This window comes from Colwellia sp. BRX10-4 (assembly GCF_014077465.1).
Taxonomy (GTDB): Bacteria; Pseudomonadota; Gammaproteobacteria; order Enterobacterales; family Alteromonadaceae; genus Colwellia_A.
Window position 1 is genome coordinate 1 of the sequence record NZ_JACGVZ010000010.1, and the last position, 21,339, is coordinate 21,339.

At 37.4% G+C, this 21,339-nt stretch carries 18 protein-coding genes; 14 read left to right on the forward strand and 4 right to left on the reverse strand.

Going from position 1 to position 21,339, the window contains the following annotated elements; translation table 11 throughout:
* The 4 genes from H4J67_RS09690 to envZ form a co-directional block, all read left to right on the forward strand.
* A partial coding sequence (locus tag H4J67_RS09690) for a hypothetical protein (protein ID WP_220471634.1) occupies positions 1–98 on the forward strand: 98 nt, incomplete at its 5' end.
* A gap of 1,174 nt (positions 99–1,272) precedes the next feature.
* Positions 1,273–1,878 carry a hypothetical protein gene (locus tag H4J67_RS09695; protein WP_182169095.1) on the forward strand — a complete coding sequence of 202 codons (606 nt, stop codon included), beginning with the start codon at positions 1,273–1,275 and terminating at the stop codon, positions 1,876–1,878.
* Positions 1,879–2,509: 631 nt separating this feature from the next.
* A complete protein-coding gene (gene ompR / locus H4J67_RS09700; protein WP_070375641.1) occupies positions 2,510–3,235 on the forward strand; it encodes a two-component system response regulator OmpR in 726 nt (241 codons plus the stop codon).
* Positions 3,236–3,293: 58 nt separating this feature from the next.
* On the forward strand, positions 3,294–4,589 hold the full coding sequence (gene envZ, locus H4J67_RS09705; protein ID WP_182169103.1) for a two-component system sensor histidine kinase EnvZ: 1,296 nt from the start codon (positions 3,294–3,296) through the stop codon (positions 4,587–4,589).
* A 171-nt stretch (positions 4,590–4,760) separates the two neighbouring features.
* Here envZ and pckA read toward each other — a convergent pair whose 3' ends face one another.
* Positions 4,761–6,371, reverse strand: coding sequence for a phosphoenolpyruvate carboxykinase (ATP) (gene pckA / locus H4J67_RS09710; RefSeq protein WP_182203581.1), 1,611 nt, complete (start codon positions 6,369–6,371; stop codon positions 4,761–4,763).
* Positions 6,372–6,844: 473 nt separating this feature from the next.
* Positions 6,845–9,409: a penicillin-binding protein 1A gene (locus H4J67_RS09715; RefSeq protein ID WP_182203583.1), complete on the reverse strand. Its 2,565-nt coding sequence runs from the start codon at positions 9,407–9,409 to the stop codon at positions 6,845–6,847.
* A gap of 186 nt (positions 9,410–9,595) precedes the next feature.
* Here H4J67_RS09715 and H4J67_RS09720 point away from each other — a divergent pair, with 186 nt between their 5' ends.
* The 9 genes from H4J67_RS09720 (at position 9,596) to H4J67_RS09760 (ending at position 18,556) form a co-directional block, all read left to right on the forward strand.
* A complete protein-coding gene (locus H4J67_RS09720; protein WP_182169109.1) occupies positions 9,596–10,675 on the forward strand; it encodes a pilus assembly protein PilM in 1,080 nt (359 codons plus the stop codon).
* Positions 10,663–11,253 (forward strand): PilN domain-containing protein, encoded by a 591-nt coding sequence (locus H4J67_RS09725; RefSeq protein ID WP_182169111.1) that lies wholly within the window; start codon positions 10,663–10,665, stop codon positions 11,251–11,253. The genes H4J67_RS09720 and H4J67_RS09725 overlap by 13 nt, the downstream gene beginning before the upstream one ends.
* Complete coding sequence (locus H4J67_RS09730; RefSeq protein ID WP_182169113.1) at positions 11,250–11,858, forward strand: type 4a pilus biogenesis protein PilO; 609 nt, start codon at positions 11,250–11,252, stop codon at positions 11,856–11,858. The genes H4J67_RS09725 and H4J67_RS09730 overlap by 4 nt, the downstream gene beginning before the upstream one ends.
* A complete protein-coding gene (locus H4J67_RS09735) occupies positions 11,855–12,394 on the forward strand; it encodes a pilus assembly protein PilP (protein WP_182169115.1) in 540 nt (179 codons plus the stop codon). Before H4J67_RS09730 ends, H4J67_RS09735 begins: the two co-directional genes overlap by 4 nt.
* Entirely contained in the window at positions 12,394–14,451 is a 2,058-nt protein-coding gene (locus H4J67_RS09740; protein WP_182203584.1) for a type IV pilus secretin PilQ, read from the forward strand. The genes H4J67_RS09735 and H4J67_RS09740 overlap by 1 nt, the downstream gene beginning before the upstream one ends.
* Before the next feature lie 157 nt (positions 14,452–14,608).
* Entirely contained in the window at positions 14,609–15,127 is a 519-nt protein-coding gene (gene aroK, locus H4J67_RS09745) for a shikimate kinase AroK (RefSeq protein WP_070375650.1), read from the forward strand.
* A 32-nt stretch (positions 15,128–15,159) separates the two neighbouring features.
* Positions 15,160–16,224: a 3-dehydroquinate synthase gene (aroB, locus tag H4J67_RS09750; RefSeq protein WP_182169119.1), complete on the forward strand. Its 1,065-nt coding sequence runs from the start codon at positions 15,160–15,162 to the stop codon at positions 16,222–16,224.
* Between the two features lie 23 nt (positions 16,225–16,247).
* Positions 16,248–17,648, forward strand: a complete 1,401-nt coding sequence (locus tag H4J67_RS09755) for an SPOR domain-containing protein (protein WP_182203586.1) — start codon at positions 16,248–16,250, stop codon at positions 17,646–17,648.
* A gap of 89 nt (positions 17,649–17,737) precedes the next feature.
* Positions 17,738–18,556: a Dam family site-specific DNA-(adenine-N6)-methyltransferase gene (locus H4J67_RS09760; protein ID WP_220463144.1), complete on the forward strand. Its 819-nt coding sequence runs from the start codon at positions 17,738–17,740 to the stop codon at positions 18,554–18,556.
* A gap of 18 nt (positions 18,557–18,574) precedes the next feature.
* Here the strand turns inward: H4J67_RS09760 and H4J67_RS09765 are convergent, their stop codons facing one another.
* The gene (locus H4J67_RS09765; RefSeq protein ID WP_182169332.1) at positions 18,575–18,802 is read right to left on the reverse strand and encodes a DUF2970 domain-containing protein; all 228 of its coding nucleotides are present in this window, start codon (positions 18,800–18,802) and stop codon (positions 18,575–18,577) included.
* A 314-nt stretch (positions 18,803–19,116) separates the two neighbouring features.
* On the opposite strand from H4J67_RS09765, the gene H4J67_RS09770 reads away from it, so the two are divergent.
* Positions 19,117–20,298, forward strand: coding sequence for a GGDEF domain-containing protein (locus tag H4J67_RS09770; protein ID WP_182203588.1), 1,182 nt, complete (start codon positions 19,117–19,119; stop codon positions 20,296–20,298).
* Positions 20,299–20,355: 57 nt separating this feature from the next.
* Here H4J67_RS09770 and nagB read toward each other — a convergent pair whose 3' ends face one another.
* Positions 20,356–21,162, reverse strand: a complete 807-nt coding sequence (gene nagB, locus H4J67_RS09775; protein ID WP_182169125.1) for a glucosamine-6-phosphate deaminase — start codon at positions 21,160–21,162, stop codon at positions 20,356–20,358.
* Between the last annotated feature and the right edge of the window lie 177 nt (positions 21,163–21,339).

A 21,339-nucleotide genomic window follows, 5' to 3' on the forward strand; every position in this document is an offset into this window, starting at 1 on the left:
TAATCAACCCAGTAGCGATGGATGAAGGTTTACGCTTCGCTATCCGTGAAGGTGGTCGTACTGTTGGTGCTGGTGTTGTATCTAAAATCATCGCATAATTGCAGATTTTAGTTCTCACTAGAACTTAAAGAAAAGGCGCTTAGGCGTCTTTTTTTACATTTAAAATTTAGCAAAACTGTCAAACAGTTAAAGCTGCCAACACAGAGCAGGTGTTGTATCGCTGTACCTAAAAGAGGCATCGCATAATTGCAGATTTTAGTTCTCACGAGAATTCAAGAAAAGGCGCTTAGGCGTCTTTTTTTATATTTAAAATTTAGCAAAACTGTCAAACAGTTAAAGCTGCCAACACAGAGCAGGTGTTGTATCGCCGTACCTAAAAGAGGCATCGCATAATTGCAGATTTTAGTTCTCACGAGAATTCAAGAAAAGGCGCTTAGGCGTCTTTTTTTATCTTTAAAATTTAGCAAAACTGTCAAACAGTTAAAGCTACCAACACAGAGCAGGTGTTGTATCGCTGTACCTAAAAGAGGCATCGCATAATTGCAGATTTTAGTTCTCACGAGAATTCAAGAAAAGACGCTTAGGCGTCTTTTTTTATATTTAAATTTTAGCAAAACACAGAGCAGGTTATTTCTACAGAGTAAATATCACCGTATCTTTATAGATATGTGACTGCGTATAATGATTGATATTACCAGTCACCAAATGAGATTGATCACTTTTGCTACAAAAGAGACCTTTCCTAACACCCTAAATCAGCACCAAAAAGGTCTTCTCTGATACGAAAGCAGACCTTCTAAGTTTTCAATCTAAGAATTTATTAATGCACCAGAGCCAAATAAAGGGTATTTGACGTAACCTTATGATTTACTCTATGCTAACAGGAAGTAAAGAGCGATTAACAGCCGCACAAGCATCTTCTAATTGTAATCACTTTTTCCCTATAGCTGACGTTCGAGCTTGCTTCACCAATGATAATTTATTAGCACATAATAAAAATTTTTTTTATGTGCTTTAAGTTAATAACATGACAATAGGAATATTATTATACCTCAACACGCATTACTTCAGCAGTTGTTTGGTTATTGTTTAACAGCACATTTCCCACTCCACTCATAAATTGACTTTATATGCTATGATGTAAGAATTAAATTAAATTAATTAAAACACTATACTTTCAACTTAACTATGAAATACATATTACTTTTAGCGCTCTTTTTTTTAAATTTTTTAAATCACACACTCGCAAGTGAAATAAATGCATCCTCAATAATGCATATAGCCGTGTTACCAAATGACAAAATCACTGAAAGCTACAAAAAATATATTCTCAGTGCTTATCACGAGATTGGCTATCGAGTAGTTTTTCATGAGATGGTTTCTCTTAGAGCTATTAAATCGATAGAAAATAAAAGTAGTGAAATTGATGCAATACTCATTCTTACGGAAAGCCTTGGTAGTAAATACTCTGCATTACTTCCTGTTCCTGTCTTTTTGGGTAATGCTAACTTAGTACTCATGTGTCGAAAAGCACTTATTTGTGATCGTTCAGTCTTACAAGAGAAAAATAACCTCATTGGCGTTACCGCAACAAGTTTTGCCTCAATTTATCTTAAGAATGAAACAGTCGTTTCAATTCAAGAAGTTAAATCAAGAAATTCACTTGGACAAATGCTTAAGAGAAAAAGGCTTGATTACATATTGATGATAAATACTAAGCAGTATGGGAATATGGCTAACATAAACGTTGAAGAATTTTCTACTTTTAACATAAAACCCATCCGTGGCTTTCATTATATTAATAAAAAACATCAACAAATATTACCTCAGTTAACTAAAGCATTGAAAAATGCCGCTGAAAAATTAAGTGTCCTCTAGTGAGATAGAACAAAAAGCTGTTTTAATAATTACTTAGGCTAGTTGTTAACGTTCATAACCTAAATAACAACGACTGTTTTTAGTGTTAAAGTTTCCGTAGTAAAATAAAAGTAACTAACCGAATAGCGGTTGATGGCACTGAACGGCCCCATAGAACTTCTTATGTCAGCTTATGGCTATCAGTTGACTAAAGGAACAAACCATAGTTAATGTCAGGAATGCGTATAAAGTGATCCTAAATATTGCTGATTGAGCCTCAAATATTATGACCAAAGAGTTGTCTTTTGAGAACGCGATTTTGGCTGTATCCCTTTAAAAGTAATCAACCGTAAATAAGACTAATATCAATCATTACGCATAGTCACAGATATAGGTTTTAACGTCTTCAATGTGGCAAAAATGATCAGTTATCGATAACAAAAAAGTAATAATAAGTTTCGCTGTTATTTGATGATTGAGCACTTCAATAGTTAAACGTAGTCACACAGAGTAAGTGTTGTATCCCGTTATGCCTGTAAAAAGGCAAATTTCATAAATTGTAACAAATACCTTAACTTTAATTATTAAAGGCAGCTTTATTATTACTTTTTTTAGATTATAGTGAACAGATGATTGTTATAGGATGACCCCGATGAGTAATGAAACTAAAAAGATATTAGTAGTTGATGATGATATGCGCCTTCGAGCGCTTTTAGAGCGATATTTAGTTGAACAAGGTTTTGCCGTGCGTACTGCGGCGAGTTCAGAGCAAATGGATCGTTTACTTGAGAGAGAGAACTTTCACTTGTTAGTCTTAGATTTGATGTTACCTGGCGAAGATGGCTTATCTATATGTCGTCGCTTACGTCAACAATCTAATGATATGCCAATTGTCATGTTAACCGCCAAAGGCGATGAAGTTGATCGTATTATTGGTTTGGAACTCGGTGCTGATGATTACATGCCAAAACCTTTTAACCCAAGAGAATTATTAGCGCGAATTAAAGCTGTATTGAGACGTAGGGTACAAGAAGCTCCTGGCGCTCCTTCACAAGAAGAGAACATTGTTTCTTTTGGTGAGTATCAACTTAACCTTGCCACTAGAGAGATGGTAAAAGGTGATATCAATATGCCTTTAACGAGTGGCGAATTTGCTGTTTTAAAAGCTCTGATCACTCACCCAAGAGAGCCACTGTCTCGTGATAAATTGATGAATTTAGCACGTGGTCGTGATTATTCAGCTTTAGAGCGTAGTATTGATGTACAGGTTTCACGTTTAAGAAGAATGTTAGAAGTAGATCCGGCAAAACCTCGTTATATTCAAACGGTTTGGGGTTTAGGCTACGTCTTTGTGCCTGAAGGTAAAGAAGTCAATTAGTGCGTTTAACATCGTTACCTACCTTATATAAGCGAAGACCCTACTATGGATGTAAACCATGAAAATATTGCCACGTAGTGCCTTTGGGCAAACCGTACTCTTGATTGGTTTTTTACTCTTGATTAATCAAGTTGTTTCTTGGGTATCTATGGTTTATTACATCATCCAACCTAATACTCAGCTAACTAACGAGTTGTTAGCAAAACAAGTACGGGTTGTGCTTATCGATATTGATGATGATCTGCTTAGAAAGGCATTCTCAATATCATTTCAAGAAAAAACGGGCATTGAAGTTTATCGTGAAAGTGACGCATTATCGTCAGGTCTGTCAGAAGCCACTTATCTTGCACATCGCTCTAAAGAGATGTCAAAATTACTTGATGGCGATACTGAACTGAGACTGACTCAAGGAGGGGAGCAATATATATTCTGGATCAGGCCTCCGCAAGCGCCACATTATTGGATCAGAATTCCCCTTTCAGGTCTAGAAGAAGCAAACTTTTCTCCGCTTACAGTGGTTTTAATGTTTCTGGGCCTATTAAGTGTCATTGGCGGTTGGTTGTTTGTTCGGCAAATAAATCGTCCTTTAAAAGCATTACAAAAAGCCGCAGAAGATGTCGGGCGTGGCGAGTTTCCTCAGCCGTTAGCCGAGTTAGGTACCACTGAAATTGTTGCGGTAACTCAAGCTTTTAATCATATGTCTCGAGGTATAAAGCAGCTTGAAGACGATCGTAACTTATTGATGGCCGGAATTTCTCATGATTTACGCACGCCATTAACCAGAATTCGCCTTGCGGCGGAGATGATGTCAACACAAGATGAGTTTTTAAAAGAGGGTATCGAAGGCGATATTGATGATATGAACAGTATTATTGATCAGTTTATCGACTACATTCGCCATAACAGTAAAGATAAGCCTGAGCTTTGCGATCTCAATCACTTAATTAATGATGTGATGCAAACCGAACTTATTTATGGTCGGCAGATAAACTTTTCAGAGCAAGAACTACCTGAAATACCGCTACGCTTTGTTGCGATGAAGAGAGCGGTTGCTAACATTATTCAGAATGCCTTACGTTACTCTGATGGAGATATTGATATTATTACCGGGATTTCAGCGGATAAAAAGTCAGTGTATTTCTGTGTGTCTGACAACGGCCCTGGTATTCCTGAAGAAGATATAGAACGTTTGTTTCAACCTTTTACGCAAGGGGATAAAGCGCGAGGCACAGAAGGAAGTGGTTTAGGCTTAGCGATAATAAAGAAGATAGTGAATACCCATGGTGGCGATGTTCTGTTAACTAACCGTGCTGAAGGTGGTTTATCAGCCAAGGTTTTATTACCCATTAAATAAATTTTCTGAAATTCACATAGTAACCGTTGGGTTGCACAATGTACTGATGCCATAGAAGGCATGTCTCACTAAGAATGGTCATGCTGTGATGACAGTTCATCCTGAAGATAAAAAAGCCGCTAAACGTGAAGTTTAGCGGCTTTTTAGTGATAACATTTAAACATTAAGTCGTTATAGCTGAGGTCCAGCATCGACTAATGACTTACCATTATCAGTATCAGTAAACTTACTAAAGTTTTTAACAAAGCGCTTAGCTAAATCTTCTGCTTTAGTGTTCCACTCTTCTTTATCTGTGTAAGTATCACGAGGGTCAAGAATGTCGCCTTCAACCCCTGCAACACTCGTTGGGATTTCTAAATTAAATAACGGTAAAACAGTAGTTTCAGTGCTATCTATAGAACCATCTAGAATCGAATCAATAATCGCACGAGTCGCCTTTATTGAGATACGTTTACCCGTACCATTCCAACCGGTGTTAACTAAGTAAGCTTCAGCACCAACGGCTTGCATACGTTTACGTAGAACTTCAGCATACTGAGTAGGGTGCAAGCTTAGGAAGGCTGCGCCAAAACAACTTGAGAATGTCGGAGTCGGCTTGGTAATACCACGCTCAGTTCCAGCAAGTTTAGCTGTAAAACCAGATAAAAAGTAATATTCAGTTTGTGCGGGGGTTAACTTTGAAACAGGTGGTAATACACCAAAAGCATCGGCAGTTAAGAAAATAACTTTTTTCGCATGACCAGCACGAGAAATAGGCTTAACAATATTTTCAATATGATCAATTGGGTAAGACACACGGGTATTTTCAGTTTTTGAGTTATCATCAAAATCAATTTTACCATGCTCATCAACGCTAACATTTTCTAATAATGCATTGCGACGTATCGCATTATAAATATCAGGTTCATTTTCTTTACTTAAGTTGATCGTTTTAGCGTAACAACCGCCTTCAAAGTTAAATACACCATTATCATCCCAGCCATGTTCGTCATCGCCGATAAGTTGACGCTTTGGATCTGTAGAAAGCGTTGTTTTACCTGTACCGGATAAGCCGAAAAATACCGCTACATCGCCTTCTTCACCAACGTTTGCACTACAGTGCATTGAAGCAATACCTTTTAAAGGTAATAGGTAGTTCATCATTGAGAACATACCTTTTTTCATTTCTCCGCCGTACCAAGTACCGCCGATTAATTGAATTTTTTCAGTAAGGTTAAAGGCAACAAAATTTTCAGAGTTAAGACCTTGTTCTTGCCATTTATCGTTAGTTGTTTTAGCGCCATTCATTACGATGAAATCGGGTTCGTAATCTTTCAACTCTTCATCTGAAGGGCGAATAAACATGTTTTTAACAAAGTGAGCTTGCCATGCAACTTGAGTGATAAAGCGAACTTTTAAACGTGTATCGGCATTAGCACCACAGTAAGTATCGACAACAAATAAACGCTGTTTAGAAAGTTGAGTAGTCACTAAAGTTTTTAAATGATCCCAAGTTTCTTGCGTCATTGGTTTGTTATCATTCTTACCTTGATCAGACCACCAAACCGTATCACGACTAGTATCATCACGAACAATATATTTATCTTTAGGTGAGCGACCGGTAAAAATACCCGTATCGACGTTAACCGCACCAAGCTCGGTTTCTATGCCTTTATCAAAACCAGTCAGTTCAGACTTAGTTTCTTCAGCAAAGAGTAACTCGTAAGACGGATTGTAAACAATCTCGGCAACATCATTGATGCCATATACAGATAAATCAATTGAGCTTTCTAAAGAAGCCATAGCGAATACTCTCCTAAAAGTACGACAGTGAACATTTTGTGTTAAACATGTTTGAGAAGGCAATTTTAGGCGATTATTAGACAAAACGAAAGCAAAATTTCTTTCGTTGTGAAAGTTTTCACTATAACTTTCATTTATAGTGGTAGGGGGGAAGATACAGTGACTGAGTAATTAAACTAAATATTTTACCACTAGAACCGCATTTATTTATTTTAATTGTTTTATTACAATAGTTTACTGCTAGTTTTTCTTTGTAGGAGAGACTGTGAATTATGCTATTGATTCGCATAATCTACAGTAAATTTATTTTTGTAAAAGGAACAAAACAATTAAATAAATGTTTTGTTTTGTAAGGAATAAGTTGCAAATGAAAGTTATAAAAGTCAAAAGCTGACAATGGCGACAAGTTACAGCAAGTATCTAACTAACATTTGTCAGGCAACTAATGATATAGGAAGAAAATTGCTGTCTGGTTAAAATATATCACCGTTACTACTTTCATCAAAAATACGTGAACCATCAAGTATTTCACTACTATTATCTTGTGTTACCGATTCTGTTGGCGCGGTGCCAAACTGAAAGTATTCAAAAAAGCTGGTTTTATCTGTTTTATTGGTCAGTTTACCGCTGCTTTTATCAATGCGTACTGACACTATATCAACAGGCTGAATAAAAGGTTCTTCAGGATTAGCAACTAATGCAACTTCCATGAAGTCTATCCAAGCTGGTTGTGCTGATTTTGCCCCAGCTTCGCCACCAGTAATTTGATACTTATCGAGATTACTATTGTAACGTGTTTTACCCAAACTTCTGCCTGGGTCATCAAAGCCGACCCAAGAAGTAGTGACCAATCGACGGCTAAAACCTGAAAACCAGGCATCTTTTGATTGATTTGTTGTCCCGGTTTTTCCTGCAATATCATGTCGTTTTAATGTTTGTGCGCGCCATCCTGTTCCTCGCCAAAATGGTTTCATTTGATAGTCTGAACCCCAAATTGCCGCATTTAATGCTTGTGTCACTAAAAAAGCATTCTGCGGGCTAATCACTCGTTCAGCTTTAATAAGTGGACGTAGGTCTTTTTCAGCTAAAAGCTCCAACGGGACGGCGGAATTATTAATATCTCGTTGCTTAATTTCTAGTGAACATATGTCACAGGCAATAGCCGGATTTGCTTGGAAGAGGATTTTACCAAACGAATCTTCTATTCTATCAATTAAATAGGGTCTAATTAAATAACCGCCGTTTGCGAAGGTTGCGAATCCGGTGGCCACTTCTAATGGTGTTAGAGATGCAGAGCCTAAAGCAAGTGTTTCGTTTCGTGGTAAATCGTTGGGCACAAAGCCAAAGGCTGCTAAATGGGGAATTATTTTGTCTAATCCAACCGCTCTTAATAGTCTAACGGCGATAACATTTTTAGATTGTGCAAGTGCTAATCGAACCCGAATGTCGCCGTTATAAATAGGGGGAGAGTTTTCTGGACGCCAAACTGAACCGGAACTTTCATCCCATTGGTTAATTGGCGCATCATTGACGAGTGTGGCTAAGGTAAAGCCATTATCTAAAGCGGCGGAGTAAATAAAGGGCTTTATGTTAGAGCCCACTTGTCGTTTTGCCTGTGTAACCCGATTAAACTGGCTTTGCTGAAAGCTAAATCCGCCAATGGCTGCTTTTATCGCACCATTATCTGTTGATAAAGAAACGAGAGCAGAACTCACTTCGGGTAGCTGGCTTAATGTAAAACCCTGCGCGGTTTTAATAACAAAGACAACATCACCATATTGGAGTATTTCATTAGCAAGCTTAGGTGCAGCTCCCTGTTTTTCATCATTAATAAATTCGCGCGCCCACGACATGCCTTGCCATAATATATCGCCTTTTTGCAAAGTGATGTGGTTATTATCCTGATGACCTAAAAATTTAATCGTCGCTGACTGTTCAGCAACACCTATGATCACAGCAGGAAAAAGTGTCTGATAATTATTGATTTTATTAAGCGCTTTGATAACTTCATCATCGCTGAGCTCAGCAACCTTATCAATAGGACTTGTGTTTTCAGTTAACTCTGGGCGTAAAGAAACGACTGCGCCGCGATACCCATGTCGCAAATCGTATGACAGTAAGTTATCTATTACTGCTTTTTGTGCTGTTCTTTGAAAGTCTGAATTCACCGTTAGATAAACATTGTAGCCACCGGTATAGGCAAGCTCTTTGCCATAGAGATTTACCATCTCTTGGTGTGCCATCTCTGCTATGTATGGCGCATTTAACTCAATTTCTACACTGTGTCTCTTGCCAGTAATCGGGGCTTGGTTTGCTTGTGCCATCTCTGTTGAGTTGATATAGCCTGCGCTATACATACGCTGTAAAACAATTGCGCGATTGGTCTTGGCGTTATCAGGCGAACTTATAGGGTTTCTGTTAGAAGGTGCTTTAGGTAAACCAGCAAGTACCGCTATCTGGGCCAGTGTTAAGTCTTTAACATCTTTACCGTAATACACTTGTGCTGCTGCGCCAAAACCAAAGCTACGATGACTTAACGGTATTTTATTCATGTACAGGGCGAGTATTTCATCTTTTGTGAGTAAACTTTCAATATGGAAAGTTAAAAATATTTCACGGATTTTTCGGGTGTAAGTGACTTCAGAGGATAAGAAAAAGTTTCGTGCCACTTGCATGGTAATGGTACTTGCACCCCCTTTGTTTTGTCCCATTAGTTTACCGAGTACAGCTCTGCCTAGTCCAATTGGGTCGACGCCAAAATGTGAATAAAAGCGATCGTCTTCACTGGCTAAAATGGCGTTAATCAGTTGCTGTGGAAATTCGTTAAGCTTTAAGGGAATGCGTTTTTTTTCGCCAAACTGATTGATTAACTTATTATCGGCACTAAAAATTTGCATCGGCGTTTGCCATTGCATGTCTTTTAATGAAGTCACACTGGGCAATTCACTGCGCATTGATAAATATAAAGCGGCTAAAGACAAACAAGCTAAAAATATAAAGATTAGCCCTACTTTTATGAGACGTTTAAATAAAAGCACTAAATTTTTCTCTCAATATTGGACAAAAAAACGATTAATAACACTAGTATATCCTTTAAAAGCATGTAATAAATGTATTTATCACAGGTTTATGCCTAATATAAAGCAATGCAATAATGTTTATCTAAATTTATTTATTTAAATTGTGTCGTTATTTAGTGAATTTACTCATATTAGTAGGATGTTATGCTCAGCAGTCTTTTTAAAAAGAATACATCTTTAATAGTTGGTATTGATATTGGTTCTCATGCAATAAAAGCGGTCTTGTTAAGTCAAGATGATGAAGGGTATGTGCTAGAAGCATTAGCAACAGAAGTTATGCCCCGTGGCGCTATTATTGATCGAGAAATCCAAGACATTGATGCCGTTGGCAAAGTTGTTACTAAAATCAGAAAAGAAATTACCTCTTCAGTCAATCAAGCTGCAGCAGCCGTTTCTGGACAAACCGTTATTACTAAAGTTATCTATATGGACGTTAATTTGTCTGAGCACGAGCTCGCCAGTCAAATTGAAATTGAAGCCGATAGTTTAATTCCTTACCCTTTAGATGAGGTTAGTTTAGATTTTGAAAAACTGGACATTAATGAATCAGACCCAACCAAGGTTAATGTTTTATTAAGTGCTGCTCGAACCGAATCAGTAGAAGCGAGAGTTGCGGCTTTAGAATTAGGAGGATTTCAAACTAAGGTTATTGATGTTGAGTCATATGCCGTAAGTCGAGCCTATGATTTAAGCTTATCACAATTACCCGATGATGCTAAAGACAAAACGGTTGCTATAGTTGATGTGGGCGCGGTGATGACCTTGTTTTCGGTGACTGATGCTGGCGCACATATTTATAGCCGTGATCAACTCTTTGGCGGCGAACAATACACTCGATCAATTGTTTCATATTACAATCAAACTTTTGAAGAAGCTGAGCATGCCAAAATAACGAATGATTTGCCGCCTAATTATACCTTTGAAGTTTTAGGACCGTTTCACACTATTTTTACACAGCAAATTCGCCGTGCAATCCAAATGTTTTTAACCTCTAGCGGGAAAAAGAAAATAGATTATATTATTGTTTCAGGTGGTAGTGCTAATGTTGAAGGTCTTGAAGTCTTGTTAACTGAAGAATTAGGTATCCATACTATTATTGCAAATCCTTTTAAATCGATGACCGTTGCCGAGAGTGTAGATAAAGATGTGTTAGATAAAACCGCCGCTCAATATATGGTAGCAGCAGGTTTAGCATTGAGGAGCTTTGTTTCATGGCATTTATAAATCTACTCCCATGGCGCGAAGAAGCTGAAAAAGCCAAACAACGTGAGTATTTTACCCTACTTACTATTGTTGCCGTAATCGCCTTCGCGATGGTTTTTATTATTAGTCAATTTTACCAAATGCGTATTGATGGTCAAAATTCACGTAATCAGTTTCTAAAAACAGAAATTGCTCTTCTAGACGCCCGTATTATAAAAATTAAAAACTTAAACGAAAAGAAAAAAGAATTACAAAAAAGAACTCAAGTGGTCGAACAACTTCAGCGCAGCCGAAATGTGGGTACCCAAGTTTTTGATGAAATAGCTAAAATAGTGCCAACAGGTGTTTATTTGACCCGTCTTGAAAAACAGGGCAACAGCATTAACATCATTGGAAAAAGTGAATCGAATAACCATTTAGCGAATATGATCCGTGAAATAGAGCGCTCGGTGTTATTTACTGATGCAATCTTAGAATCTATTACGACCAATGAAGCAAAAAACAAATTATTGAGTGACTTTAAAATGCGGGTGCGTATTAAAGGCTTATTAAATAGTGGAGATGACGGAAAAGTGATCACTAACGGAGGTAAATCATGAACATAGATTTAACTCAATTCTTTGAACAATTCGAAGGTTTAGAGGCTGATAACGTTGGACAATGGCCAAAAGCAGCCAAAATAACATTAGCCGTTTTTATCGCTATTGTGGTTTTTGTGTTAGGTTATTTTTTATTAATCAGTGATAAAATAACAACACTCGATAATTACGCGGCGGAAGAAGTTACACTAAAAAGCCAATATAAAATAAAATACCATTTTGCTGCCAATTTAGAATTATTTGAGCAGCAAATGAAAGAAGCAGAAGCCTTATTTGCCAATCAATTAAGAAGTTTGCCTGAAAGTCATGAAACCCCTGGCTTACTTGATGATATAACTTTTGTTGGGACAACAAGTGGGCTGAAATTTGTTAAGCTTAATTGGCAGCCAGAGATAACCCGTGAAATTTATATTGAACTTCCTATTGATATTGAAGTGGTTGGTTCTTATCATGAGTTTGGTAACTTTGTTAGTAAAATTGCTGGGTTACCTCGTATTGTTACTTTACATGACTTTGATGTCGATATTAACAATATGGAAAATGGTTTACTGGGTTTAAAACTACAAGCAAAAACTTATCGTTATCGAGAGGCTGAAGAAAAATGAAAAAGTCAGTCTTATTTATTGCGCTTGTTATCAGTGTCAGTGGTTGCTTTGATGACACCAGTGATTTACGTACCCATATAGCGACAGTGCAGGCAAATACACCCAATGTTATTAAACCTATGCCGGTAATTTCAAAGTTTGGTCATTTTGACTACTCAGCGCAAGGGTTACGAAGTCCATTTGATAAACCAGAAGCTGAAGCAATCCAACAGAAAATTCAACAGATGTCAGGATGTTTGAGTCCAGATCCTCGTCGCCGTAAGCAGCCCTTGGAAAAGTATCCGCTCAGCAACTTATCAATGCGAGGAACTTTAGGAGAACAAGAGATTATTTGGGCACTTGTTGAGGCATCTGATGCAACCTTACATCGAGTTGCTGTTGGAAGTTATTTAGGATTGAATCATGGTCGCATTACAATGGTGAATCCATTTGATGTTAAAGTTAGAGAATTAATTGCTGATGGCGCTGGTTGTTGGGTCGAACGTGAAACGACACTTAAAATGGTCAAGTCAGGTACAGAGGGGCAAGGGAAGTAATGTTGCTATTTAATAAAATAAAAAGTCATCCGTCAGTTACATTAACGGTAACACGAAGTGTTATCACCGCAGTTATGCTCTATTCTTTGGCTTTTTCGGCATGGTCTAGTGATCTAATCGGTATTAAATATAATACTTTACAGAACGATGAAATAGAGTTGCAGTTTGAACTCACTGAAACCATTGTTAATCCACCCGTGATGAAAACGGCGATGAATCCTGCTCAAATTAGCATTACCTTTGATGCGAATGAGTTTAATGAAAAGTTATTAAAAACCATTGTTGAACATGCCGGTGTTAGTCATGTTAGCGTGCAAAAATTAGCCGGGAAAGTGGTTGCTACGGTTCACTTAGATCAACTGTCCGTTTTTGATATTAAGCAAAATGGTAAGTTCTTCTCATTAATTCTGAATAAAGGTGTGGGCGACTCGTCGATTACAAAGGTCAATCCATTAGGTAATACCTTTATTAACAACATTGATTCGATAGATTTTCGTAATGGTGAAAATAACGAAGCACAAATATTAGTTTACCTTGATGACAGTATGGTTGCTGTTGATGTGACAGACAAACTTGGCAAGTTGTATATCGAATTCCATAACACCCAGATTATTGATGACTTACTTTATAAATTAGATGTTACCGACTTTGGTACGTTGGTTACTGGCATCGAAACCTTTAGAGAGGGACGTAATGCCAAGTTTATTGTCGATATCAATAGTGATTTTACTTTTAAGCATCAACAGATTAACAATGTTTTTTCATTAACCGTTGTTAAAAATGATAAAGCGCCCGGTTACTTAGAAGAAGATGGTGATTTTAGTGGTCGCGCTATTTCTTTAAATTTTCAAGACATTCCTGTTCGTACCGTTTTACAAATTATTGCTGATTACAATGGCTTTAACTTAGTGACCAGCGACAGTGTCTTTGGAAATGTGACTTTGCGTTTAGACGGCGTGCCATGGGATCAGGCCCTTGATATCATATTAAAAGTTAAAGGCTTAGATAAGCGTATGGAAGGCAACATTTTAATGGTTGCTCCGAGCGACGAACTTTCTGCCCGTGAAGCTCGTGATTTACAAGCTAAACAGCAAGTCGCTGAGCTTGCGCCACTCTACTCTGAATATGTACAAGTGAATTATGCTAAGGCAACCGACTTTGCTAACTTAATTAAAAATGATGACAATAGTATTTTGTCATCACGTGGCAGTGTCAGTGTTGACGAGCGAACGAATACTTTATTAATTCGTGATACAGCAAAAAGTATCGAAGATATAAAGCGTATGGTCAATGTTTTAGATATTCCTGTACGACAAGTGATTATAGAAGCGCGTATGGTCACAGTGAAAGACAGCATTAATGAAGAGTTAGGTATACGTTGGGGGGTTACTGATACTGACGGTGAATATGCGGGTTCTGGCTCCTTAGAGGGGGCTAATTCTGCAGCAAGTGGACTGGTGCCTAATTTAGCTGACCGATTAAATGTTAACTTACCCGTAGCAAACCCAGCAGGTAGTATTGCTTTTCAAGTGGCACGATTAGCCGATGGTACTATATTGGATCTTGAGTTGAGCGCGATGGAGAAAGAAAATAAGGGTGAAATTATCGCAAGCCCAAGAATTACTACGGCAAATCAAAAACAAGCCTATATTGAACAAGGGGTCGAAATTCCCTATCAAGAAGCATCGTCAAGTGGCGCGACGTCAACTCAATTTAAAAAAGCTGTACTTAGTTTAACGGTAACACCACACATTACCCCAGACGATCGTATTATTCTTGATTTAGTCGTCACTCAAGATACCGTCTCTGATGTACAAAGTGGTCAAGCACCAGCAATTGACACTCAGCGAATAGGTACACAAGTGTTAGTTAATAATGGCGAAACGATTGTTCTTGGCGGAATTTATCAACAAGCAATTATCAGTACAGTATCAAAAGTACCTGTTTTAGGCGACATTCCCTATTTTGGTTGGCTATTTAGAAATAGCAACAACTTTAATGAGAAAAAAGAATTATTAATTTTTGTGACACCACGCATCGTAACTGAGCGTTTTTAAACAACTTTGTGAGTTACTGAGTAATTTCATTTTATTTTCGTCTTAGTTAACTTGCAATGTACACCGAACAATTGCGATAATTACGCCCTCAAAATTTTCGGAGGGGGTTCCCTCATATTTGTAAACGTAATTATTTATACGAGCTGAAGTTAATCTAATGGCAGAAAAACGTAATATTTTCCTTATCGGCCCTATGGGCGCCGGTAAAAGCACAATTGGTAGAGAATTAGCTGATAGGCTACATCTTGAGTTTTTTGACTCTGATCAGGAAATAGAGCGCCGAACAGGTGCAGACATCGCATGGGTTTTTGATCTTGAAGGCGAAGAAGGCTTTCGCAAAAGAGAAGAAGGTGTAATTGAAGACTTAAGTGAAAAACAAGGTATTGTTTTAGCGACTGGTGGTGGTTCAGTGATAAGTACACAAGTACGTAATCGCTTATCGGCACGAGGCATAGTTGTCTATTTAGAGACAACTATCGACAAGCAAGTGGCTCGTACGCAGCGTGATCGTAAACGTCCATTGTTGCAAACCTCTGAAGAACCACGCACAGTACTTGAGAATCTAGCAATAGAACGCAATCCTTTATATGAAGAAATTGCTGACGTTATTGTAAAAACAGATGATCAAAGTGCTAAAGTTGTTGCCCATAAAATTGTTGAGCGCTTAGATTTCTAAAAGCGGCTAGGCACTCAAAAAAAGACCTAAAAATGACAACGCTAAATGTTGAACTCGGTACACGCAGTTACCCCATCTATATTGATAGTGGACTATTAACTAATAATAGTCTGCTTACTCAGCATATTCGTGGTAAACGAGTATGTATTGTTTCTAATAATATTGTTAAGCCGCTATATCTTGCTACTTTAAAGGCAAAACTGAGCGCTTTCGACGTTGACGAAATAATACTACCTGATGGCGAAGCTCAAAAGTCACTCGCAAACTTTGATGTGATCATGTCACATTTATTGGCCAATGGTCACGGGCGAGATTCGACATTAATTGCTTTAGGCGGCGGCGTTATTGGTGATATTACTGGCTTTGCAGCAGCATGTTACCAACGCGGAATCAACTTTATTCAAGTTCCAACCACTTTACTTTCACAAGTCGACTCTTCTGTCGGTGGCAAGACCGCGGTTAATCATCCTTTAGGTAAAAACATGATTGGCGCTTTCTACCAGCCAAAAGCTGTTCTTATTGATATTGATAGCCTTAGCACTTTACCTATCCGCGAATTCAATGCGGGCATGGCTGAAGTGATTAAGTACGGTATCTTAGGTGATAGTGATTTTTTTGCTTGGTTAGAAAACAACATTGAAAAAATAAAATCAGCAGATAAAAATACACTGATTGAAATGGTTAAAACTTGCTGCCAATGCAAAGCAGATATTGTTGCCGCTGATGAGACCGAATCAGGCGTACGGGCATTATTAAATTTAGGCCATACCTTTGGTCATGCTATCGAAGCCGATCAAGGTTACGGAAACTGGCTTCATGGCGAAGCTGTCGCTACTGGCATGGTACTTGCCTCTAAGTTATCAGTAGCAATGAATTTGCTTGAAGCGTCAGATCTTCGTCGTATAGAAACATTAATTGCCGCGTTTGATTTACCATTAACAGCGCCTGAAAGTATGGGCTTTGAAGAATTTATTTGTCACATGCGTCGTGACAAAAAGAATTTGGCGGGTGTATTACGTTTAATCGTACCCACCGCTCTTGGTCAATCAGAAATGCGTGATGATATTAGTGAGGAGATGCTTCAACAAATTCTGTAATTTTAATACAGAACAGGTGAAACATGTCTGCACAAGCACATGCCACAGAATATATCGCTCCACAAAGTGTAACAACCATCAGTGCTAACGCACGTGTTGATTATATTTTACGCTTTTCAAAGCATGCCGTTTTGGTAGTTGACCAAGATGCCAATGTTTATTCTCAAGTAGCGAGTCAGTTTCTTGGCTCTTTAGGTAATGATCACAATGCTGCTTTTATCGCTATATCACCTAAATTTAACGATATTCAAATTCGTTGTCGTATTGTTGAGCAACTGTTCGCTGACACCCTATTTGATCCTGAGCAGTCTTTAGCTGTTAGCTTGATCAATTTATCTAAGCAAGAAAAGCAAACCATTGATATTGTCATCGAACACGCCCAGTTTCTCTCCGTACAAATTTTGCATGAGCTATGTCAATTAACTGACATAGCTAAAAAAGCCAATTATGCAATCAGTGTGCTTATGCTTGGTACGCCAAAAGCTGGACTTTTACTGGCGCAAAATAAATCACTATTCCATAAAAAAATCTCAGTTTTATCTGGAGAAACAGGTCAGTTATTAACACTTAACTCCAAAGCATTTAAAGTGAAGACATCACTTTTTACCTTAAGCCGTTTTACGAAGTGGACCTTAATTTTTATCAGTTTCGTGATTTGCTTAGGGGCAACAGGTTATTGGTTGTTTCAACAGGATGTTTTTAGTGCGAACACCGAGCTTAAATTAAAAGCAGTACCAGCAAACTCGACCAGTATTATTTCAGCCTATAATAATAAAAATGTGAATGCTGCAGCGAAGAGTGAAGATATATTTCTTTCGTTAACCGCACCCAACCCAGTAATAAAGGTTCTAATGAGTCTACCTGCAGAGCCAACTGATATCGTTCAAGCGATTGTCAACGCAGAAAAAGACGTGGTTGAGTCGACAGACCCAATAGCCACAGATAAAGTTAAGCGCTTTGAATCGTTTCTTGATAAAAAAGGGGATACCGAAAATAAAGCTTCTGTTACCTTTTTAACAGATAAAACCGTAAGAGCGGCTTTATCTGTTAAAAAGTCAGAAAATAAAGTGACTACGCTGGTTACGCAAGCACCTATTCCAGTGAACTCGATTGAAGATGTTGGCGCCGAAGCCATTTACTATATGAGTGTACCATCAGGTTTTGTTATACAAATTGCTGGTTTTACTCGTCTTTCCGTATATCAGGAGTTTATACCTGATTTTGTCGGCCTCAAGATTAAAAGTTACTACCGACTATTTAATCAACAACCTATGCTAATGATAACCTCTGAGGTTTTTGAGACTCGTTTGGCCGCAGAAAAGGCTGTTACGTTACTGCCAAGTAGTATTAAAGTTTATCAGCCGTGGGTAAAGTCACTTCAAGCAATTAATAATGAAATCAATGCTTATCAAGACTCCCAATAATAAGCTAATCAGGATACAATTCGTTTTCTATTTTAAACGTCTATTTAAGCCTAGCACTTAAATAATGAGTTGTAAGGCAAATGGGTTAAATGATCAAAAAGCATCGAGCATTTTTAAAGTGGGCTGGCGGAAAATACGGCCTCAGCGATGTAATTAATAAAATGTTACCCAAAGGGGAGCGTTTAGTAGAACCTTTTGTCGGTGCTGGTTCAGTATTTCTGAACAGTAATTTTGACCATTACTTGTTAAACGATATAAATCAAGACTTAATCAATCTCTATAATATTATTAAAGAAAACCCACAAAAATTTATCAAAGATTCAGCGATATACTTTACGCCTGAATATAATCAATCTGAAGTTTATTACCGGTTACGAAAAGAGTTTAATGCCAGTAGTGACAGCTACTTTCGTTCGCTGGTATTTCTTTATATGAACCGTCATGGTTATAATGGCTTATGTCGATATAATAAATCGGGCGGTTATAATGTTCCCTTTGGTAAGTATAAACGTCCATATTTTCCTGAAAATGAAATGCTGTATTTTGCGGAAAAAGCTAAGAAAGCCACTTTTGTTTGTGAAGGTTACCGAGAAACTTTTGCCAGGGCAAAAAGTGGCGATGTCATTTACTGTGATCCCCCTTATGTACCATTAAGTAAAACAGCTAGTTTTACCAGTTATGTTGGTAATGGCTTTGGTTTAGATGAGCAAGCTGATTTAGCCAATATTGCAGAAGAAGTCACTGAGCAAGATAAAATATCAGTATTGATTAGTAATCATGACACAATCTGGACACGTAAAATATATGAGCATGCCAGTAAGCAAAAAACGATACAAGTAGCGCGCACTATTAGCCAAAAGGCGAGTAAACGTAATAAAGTTGCAGAGTTACTGGTACTTTATAAGTAAGCTTTTAAGTCACTTATTTTAAGGTAAAACTAAAGATACTGCCGCGATCAACACGCCTATAAATATAGCGACACCGATTACAGCAGCAATGATGAAGTGGCTTAGTTTTCCTTCACTAAAATCTCTATCGCGGTTTTTATTACTTTGTACGCCAAAAAAAGCGGCGCCGACACTTTTAGCGGTCGTTTTAAAACTACTATTTTTATCAGAAGACTTTGTTTTTTTTGATAAGTTTTCCGTTGGCATCATATAATCCTTTTGTTGGGTGACACTTGATAGTCGCTTACTTTTCGCGCTAAAACAATCCTAAATAAATTTTATCATTATCATCACACATTTTAGCGTTATCGAACGAGCAACTTATTTCAAGGTGATCGCTAACGTGGTGGCGATTAACAATGATTACCTGTTTAACATAACAGGGTAAAGTCGATATAAATTATAAAAAATGCATATATTTTTGACAGTAAAATATAGCTAGTCTATGCTAAATTGTATATTTGTATAATATACAGATTATTTATCTAATTTACTGATAAAAATAGAAAAAGGATTTTCCATTGAATACTGATTTACTCAATTATGTTAACTTTCCCGCTTTAATTATTAATGAGCAAGGAACTGTAGTTAGTCGTAGTAAACACATCAAGCATAAATATCATATTAACGAGGGAGATGACTTTTTTGCATTATGTGACAGTAAAGTTAGTTTATCTGAATTCATTCTCAACTTTTCTAATATGCCTTTAGGCTCAAATGATAAATGTTTAACACATTTTAGTTTTATCCAAAAAAATATAGAGGTGTATGTCAGTATTATCAGTAAACAGCCGATTCTTTTTCTGATCGAATATAGTGCTGAATTACTACAGGACTCATCTGTTGTTGATTTAGTCGACCACTCGAATAATTTATTGTCCTTAGTTGATAAAAACTATCACTATTTGTCAGTTAATGAGCAATATAGCCATAAATGGGGCTTGCAAAAAGCGGACATTATTAACCAACATGTTATAACAGTCTTAGGAGAAGAAGCTTTCAATAGAGTGGTTAAGAAAGAGCTCGATTTATGTTTTTCAGGTAAGGTGAGAACTTATACTGATTGGTTTTATTCAGAAAATAAAAATCAAATGCTCTTTCTCAAGGTTGCGTACCAACCTGTTTTTGATAGTCATTCAGACCAAGTTAACTCTGTAGCCGTTACAGTAACTGATATTACCGATATTCAAGTACTCAATGAAAAACTGACGGAACAAGCTTTCCATGATCCGCTAACCACCTTAGATAATCGATACGCTTTAATGGCATATTTCGATAAACTTTCCGCCACACTGACCAGAAATGATTGTTACAGTCTAGTAATGATAGACTTAGATGATTTTAAACGCGTTAATGATTCATACGGTCATAATATCGGTGATGAACTGTTAAAAGCCTTCGCGGTTAACTTAAAAAACACTTTACGTGCCGATGACTTTTGTTGTCGATGGGGCGGAGATGAATTTGTGCTGTTATTAGCGCAAGGAAACACAGCTCAAACATTAGTCACTGCAAGATATAATATAAACGATCGATTTCAGCAACTGCAAGAGAAAGTTTACCAGGTGGCAAAGCATAAATTATCATTGAGATTCTCATTCGGTTTAGCGTTATTTCCTCAACAATCCAAGAGCTTAGAACAACTCATCTCGATAGCAGACAGCAAAATGTACCGAGACAAAAAACTACAAAAGTTAAGTTAAATCTCACCTCAACAAAGGTCCCTAGATTAGGGACCTTTTATTGAAGCATTCACTTTGTTAATAATTATGATAAAAACCATAAGTTTCGTTGATTTTACGGTGTTGCTGATTAGCCCAAAGGTAATACTGATGATCTTGTAGTTGGCTTGCAGCTGCTTTGTCTAACAAAATAACTGCATTTTCATGCATCTGTAATGCGGATGCCGGACACATAGCGGATAAAGCGCCTGTGATCATCGTATTTACTGCCTGGGCTTTATTTTCTCCTGTCGCCATTAATAATACATAGCGAGCATCCATAATAGTGCCAATACCCATGGTCATTGCCATAGTTGGTTGTGTTTCACCGTTTTTAAATAAGCGGCTATTATCTGTCAGTGTTTGCTGTGTTAATGTTTTGATACGGGTACGAGATGATAAGCTCGAAGTCGGTTCATTAAAACCAATATGGCCATTAGCGCCAATACCTAATATTTGTAAGTCGATACCCCCTAATGATTTTATTTTGTTTTCGTAGTTAAGCCCTTGTTCACGTGGGTTTTGGTTATGGTTACACGTTGGTAGGTAGGTATTGGTTTGTGCTATGTCTACGTTATCAAATAAATGCTCTTTCATAAAACTGCGATAACTTTGAGCATTATTAGCATTAATATTATGGTATTCATCAAGATTAAATGACGAGACGTGACTAAAGCTTAGCCCTTCATTTTTATGTTTATTAACTAAATGTTTATAGAGGCTAATCGGGGTGCTACCGGTAGCAAGACCAAGCACAGGTTTGGCTTTTTTAGTGATTAATTCACTGACCCATAGTGCTGCATGCTCTGCAACTTGTTCAGCATCATCAAAAATAATTATTTGCATGTAAAATCCTTAAAATTTAATTTAATTAGGTAAAATTTCACTAATGGATGCAAATCGTTATTGTGATGAATATCGGCTTTTTGGTTTCGCTAAATATATTAATTAGGTTTAAATATCTTAGCTATGCCGCCGTTTATTTTTAACTCAACAATCTTATAATTGTACTACGCGAAGATT

What these genes read in the sequence shown, in the direction of transcription:
- ompR (WP_070375641.1), top strand. Translation starts at nt 2,510, where the DNA reads ATGAGTAATGAAACTAAAAAGATATTAGTAGTTGATGATGATATGCGC.
- nagB (WP_182169125.1), bottom strand. Translation starts at nt 21,162, where the DNA reads ATGCAAATAATTATTTTTGATGATGCTGAACAAGTTGCAGAGCATGCA.
- H4J67_RS09695 (WP_182169095.1), top strand. Translation starts at nt 1,273, where the DNA reads ATGCATATAGCCGTGTTACCAAATGACAAAATCACTGAAAGCTACAAA.
- H4J67_RS09735 (WP_182169115.1), top strand. Translation starts at nt 11,855, where the DNA reads ATGAAAAAGTCAGTCTTATTTATTGCGCTTGTTATCAGTGTCAGTGGT.
- envZ (WP_182169103.1), top strand. Translation starts at nt 3,294, where the DNA reads ATGAAAATATTGCCACGTAGTGCCTTTGGGCAAACCGTACTCTTGATT.
- H4J67_RS09725 (WP_182169111.1), top strand. Translation starts at nt 10,663, where the DNA reads ATGGCATTTATAAATCTACTCCCATGGCGCGAAGAAGCTGAAAAAGCC.
- H4J67_RS09730 (WP_182169113.1), top strand. Translation starts at nt 11,250, where the DNA reads ATGAACATAGATTTAACTCAATTCTTTGAACAATTCGAAGGTTTAGAG.
- H4J67_RS09740 (WP_182203584.1), top strand. Translation starts at nt 12,394, where the DNA reads ATGTTGCTATTTAATAAAATAAAAAGTCATCCGTCAGTTACATTAACG.
- aroK (WP_070375650.1), top strand. Translation starts at nt 14,609, where the DNA reads ATGGCAGAAAAACGTAATATTTTCCTTATCGGCCCTATGGGCGCCGGT.
- aroB (WP_182169119.1), top strand. Translation starts at nt 15,160, where the DNA reads ATGACAACGCTAAATGTTGAACTCGGTACACGCAGTTACCCCATCTAT.
- H4J67_RS09720 (WP_182169109.1), top strand. Translation starts at nt 9,596, where the DNA reads ATGCTCAGCAGTCTTTTTAAAAAGAATACATCTTTAATAGTTGGTATT.
- H4J67_RS09760 (WP_220463144.1), top strand. Translation starts at nt 17,738, where the DNA reads ATGATCAAAAAGCATCGAGCATTTTTAAAGTGGGCTGGCGGAAAATAC.
- pckA (WP_182203581.1), bottom strand. Translation starts at nt 6,371, where the DNA reads ATGGCTTCTTTAGAAAGCTCAATTGATTTATCTGTATATGGCATCAAT.
- H4J67_RS09755 (WP_182203586.1), top strand. Translation starts at nt 16,248, where the DNA reads ATGTCTGCACAAGCACATGCCACAGAATATATCGCTCCACAAAGTGTA.
- H4J67_RS09765 (WP_182169332.1), bottom strand. Translation starts at nt 18,802, where the DNA reads ATGCCAACGGAAAACTTATCAAAAAAAACAAAGTCTTCTGATAAAAAT.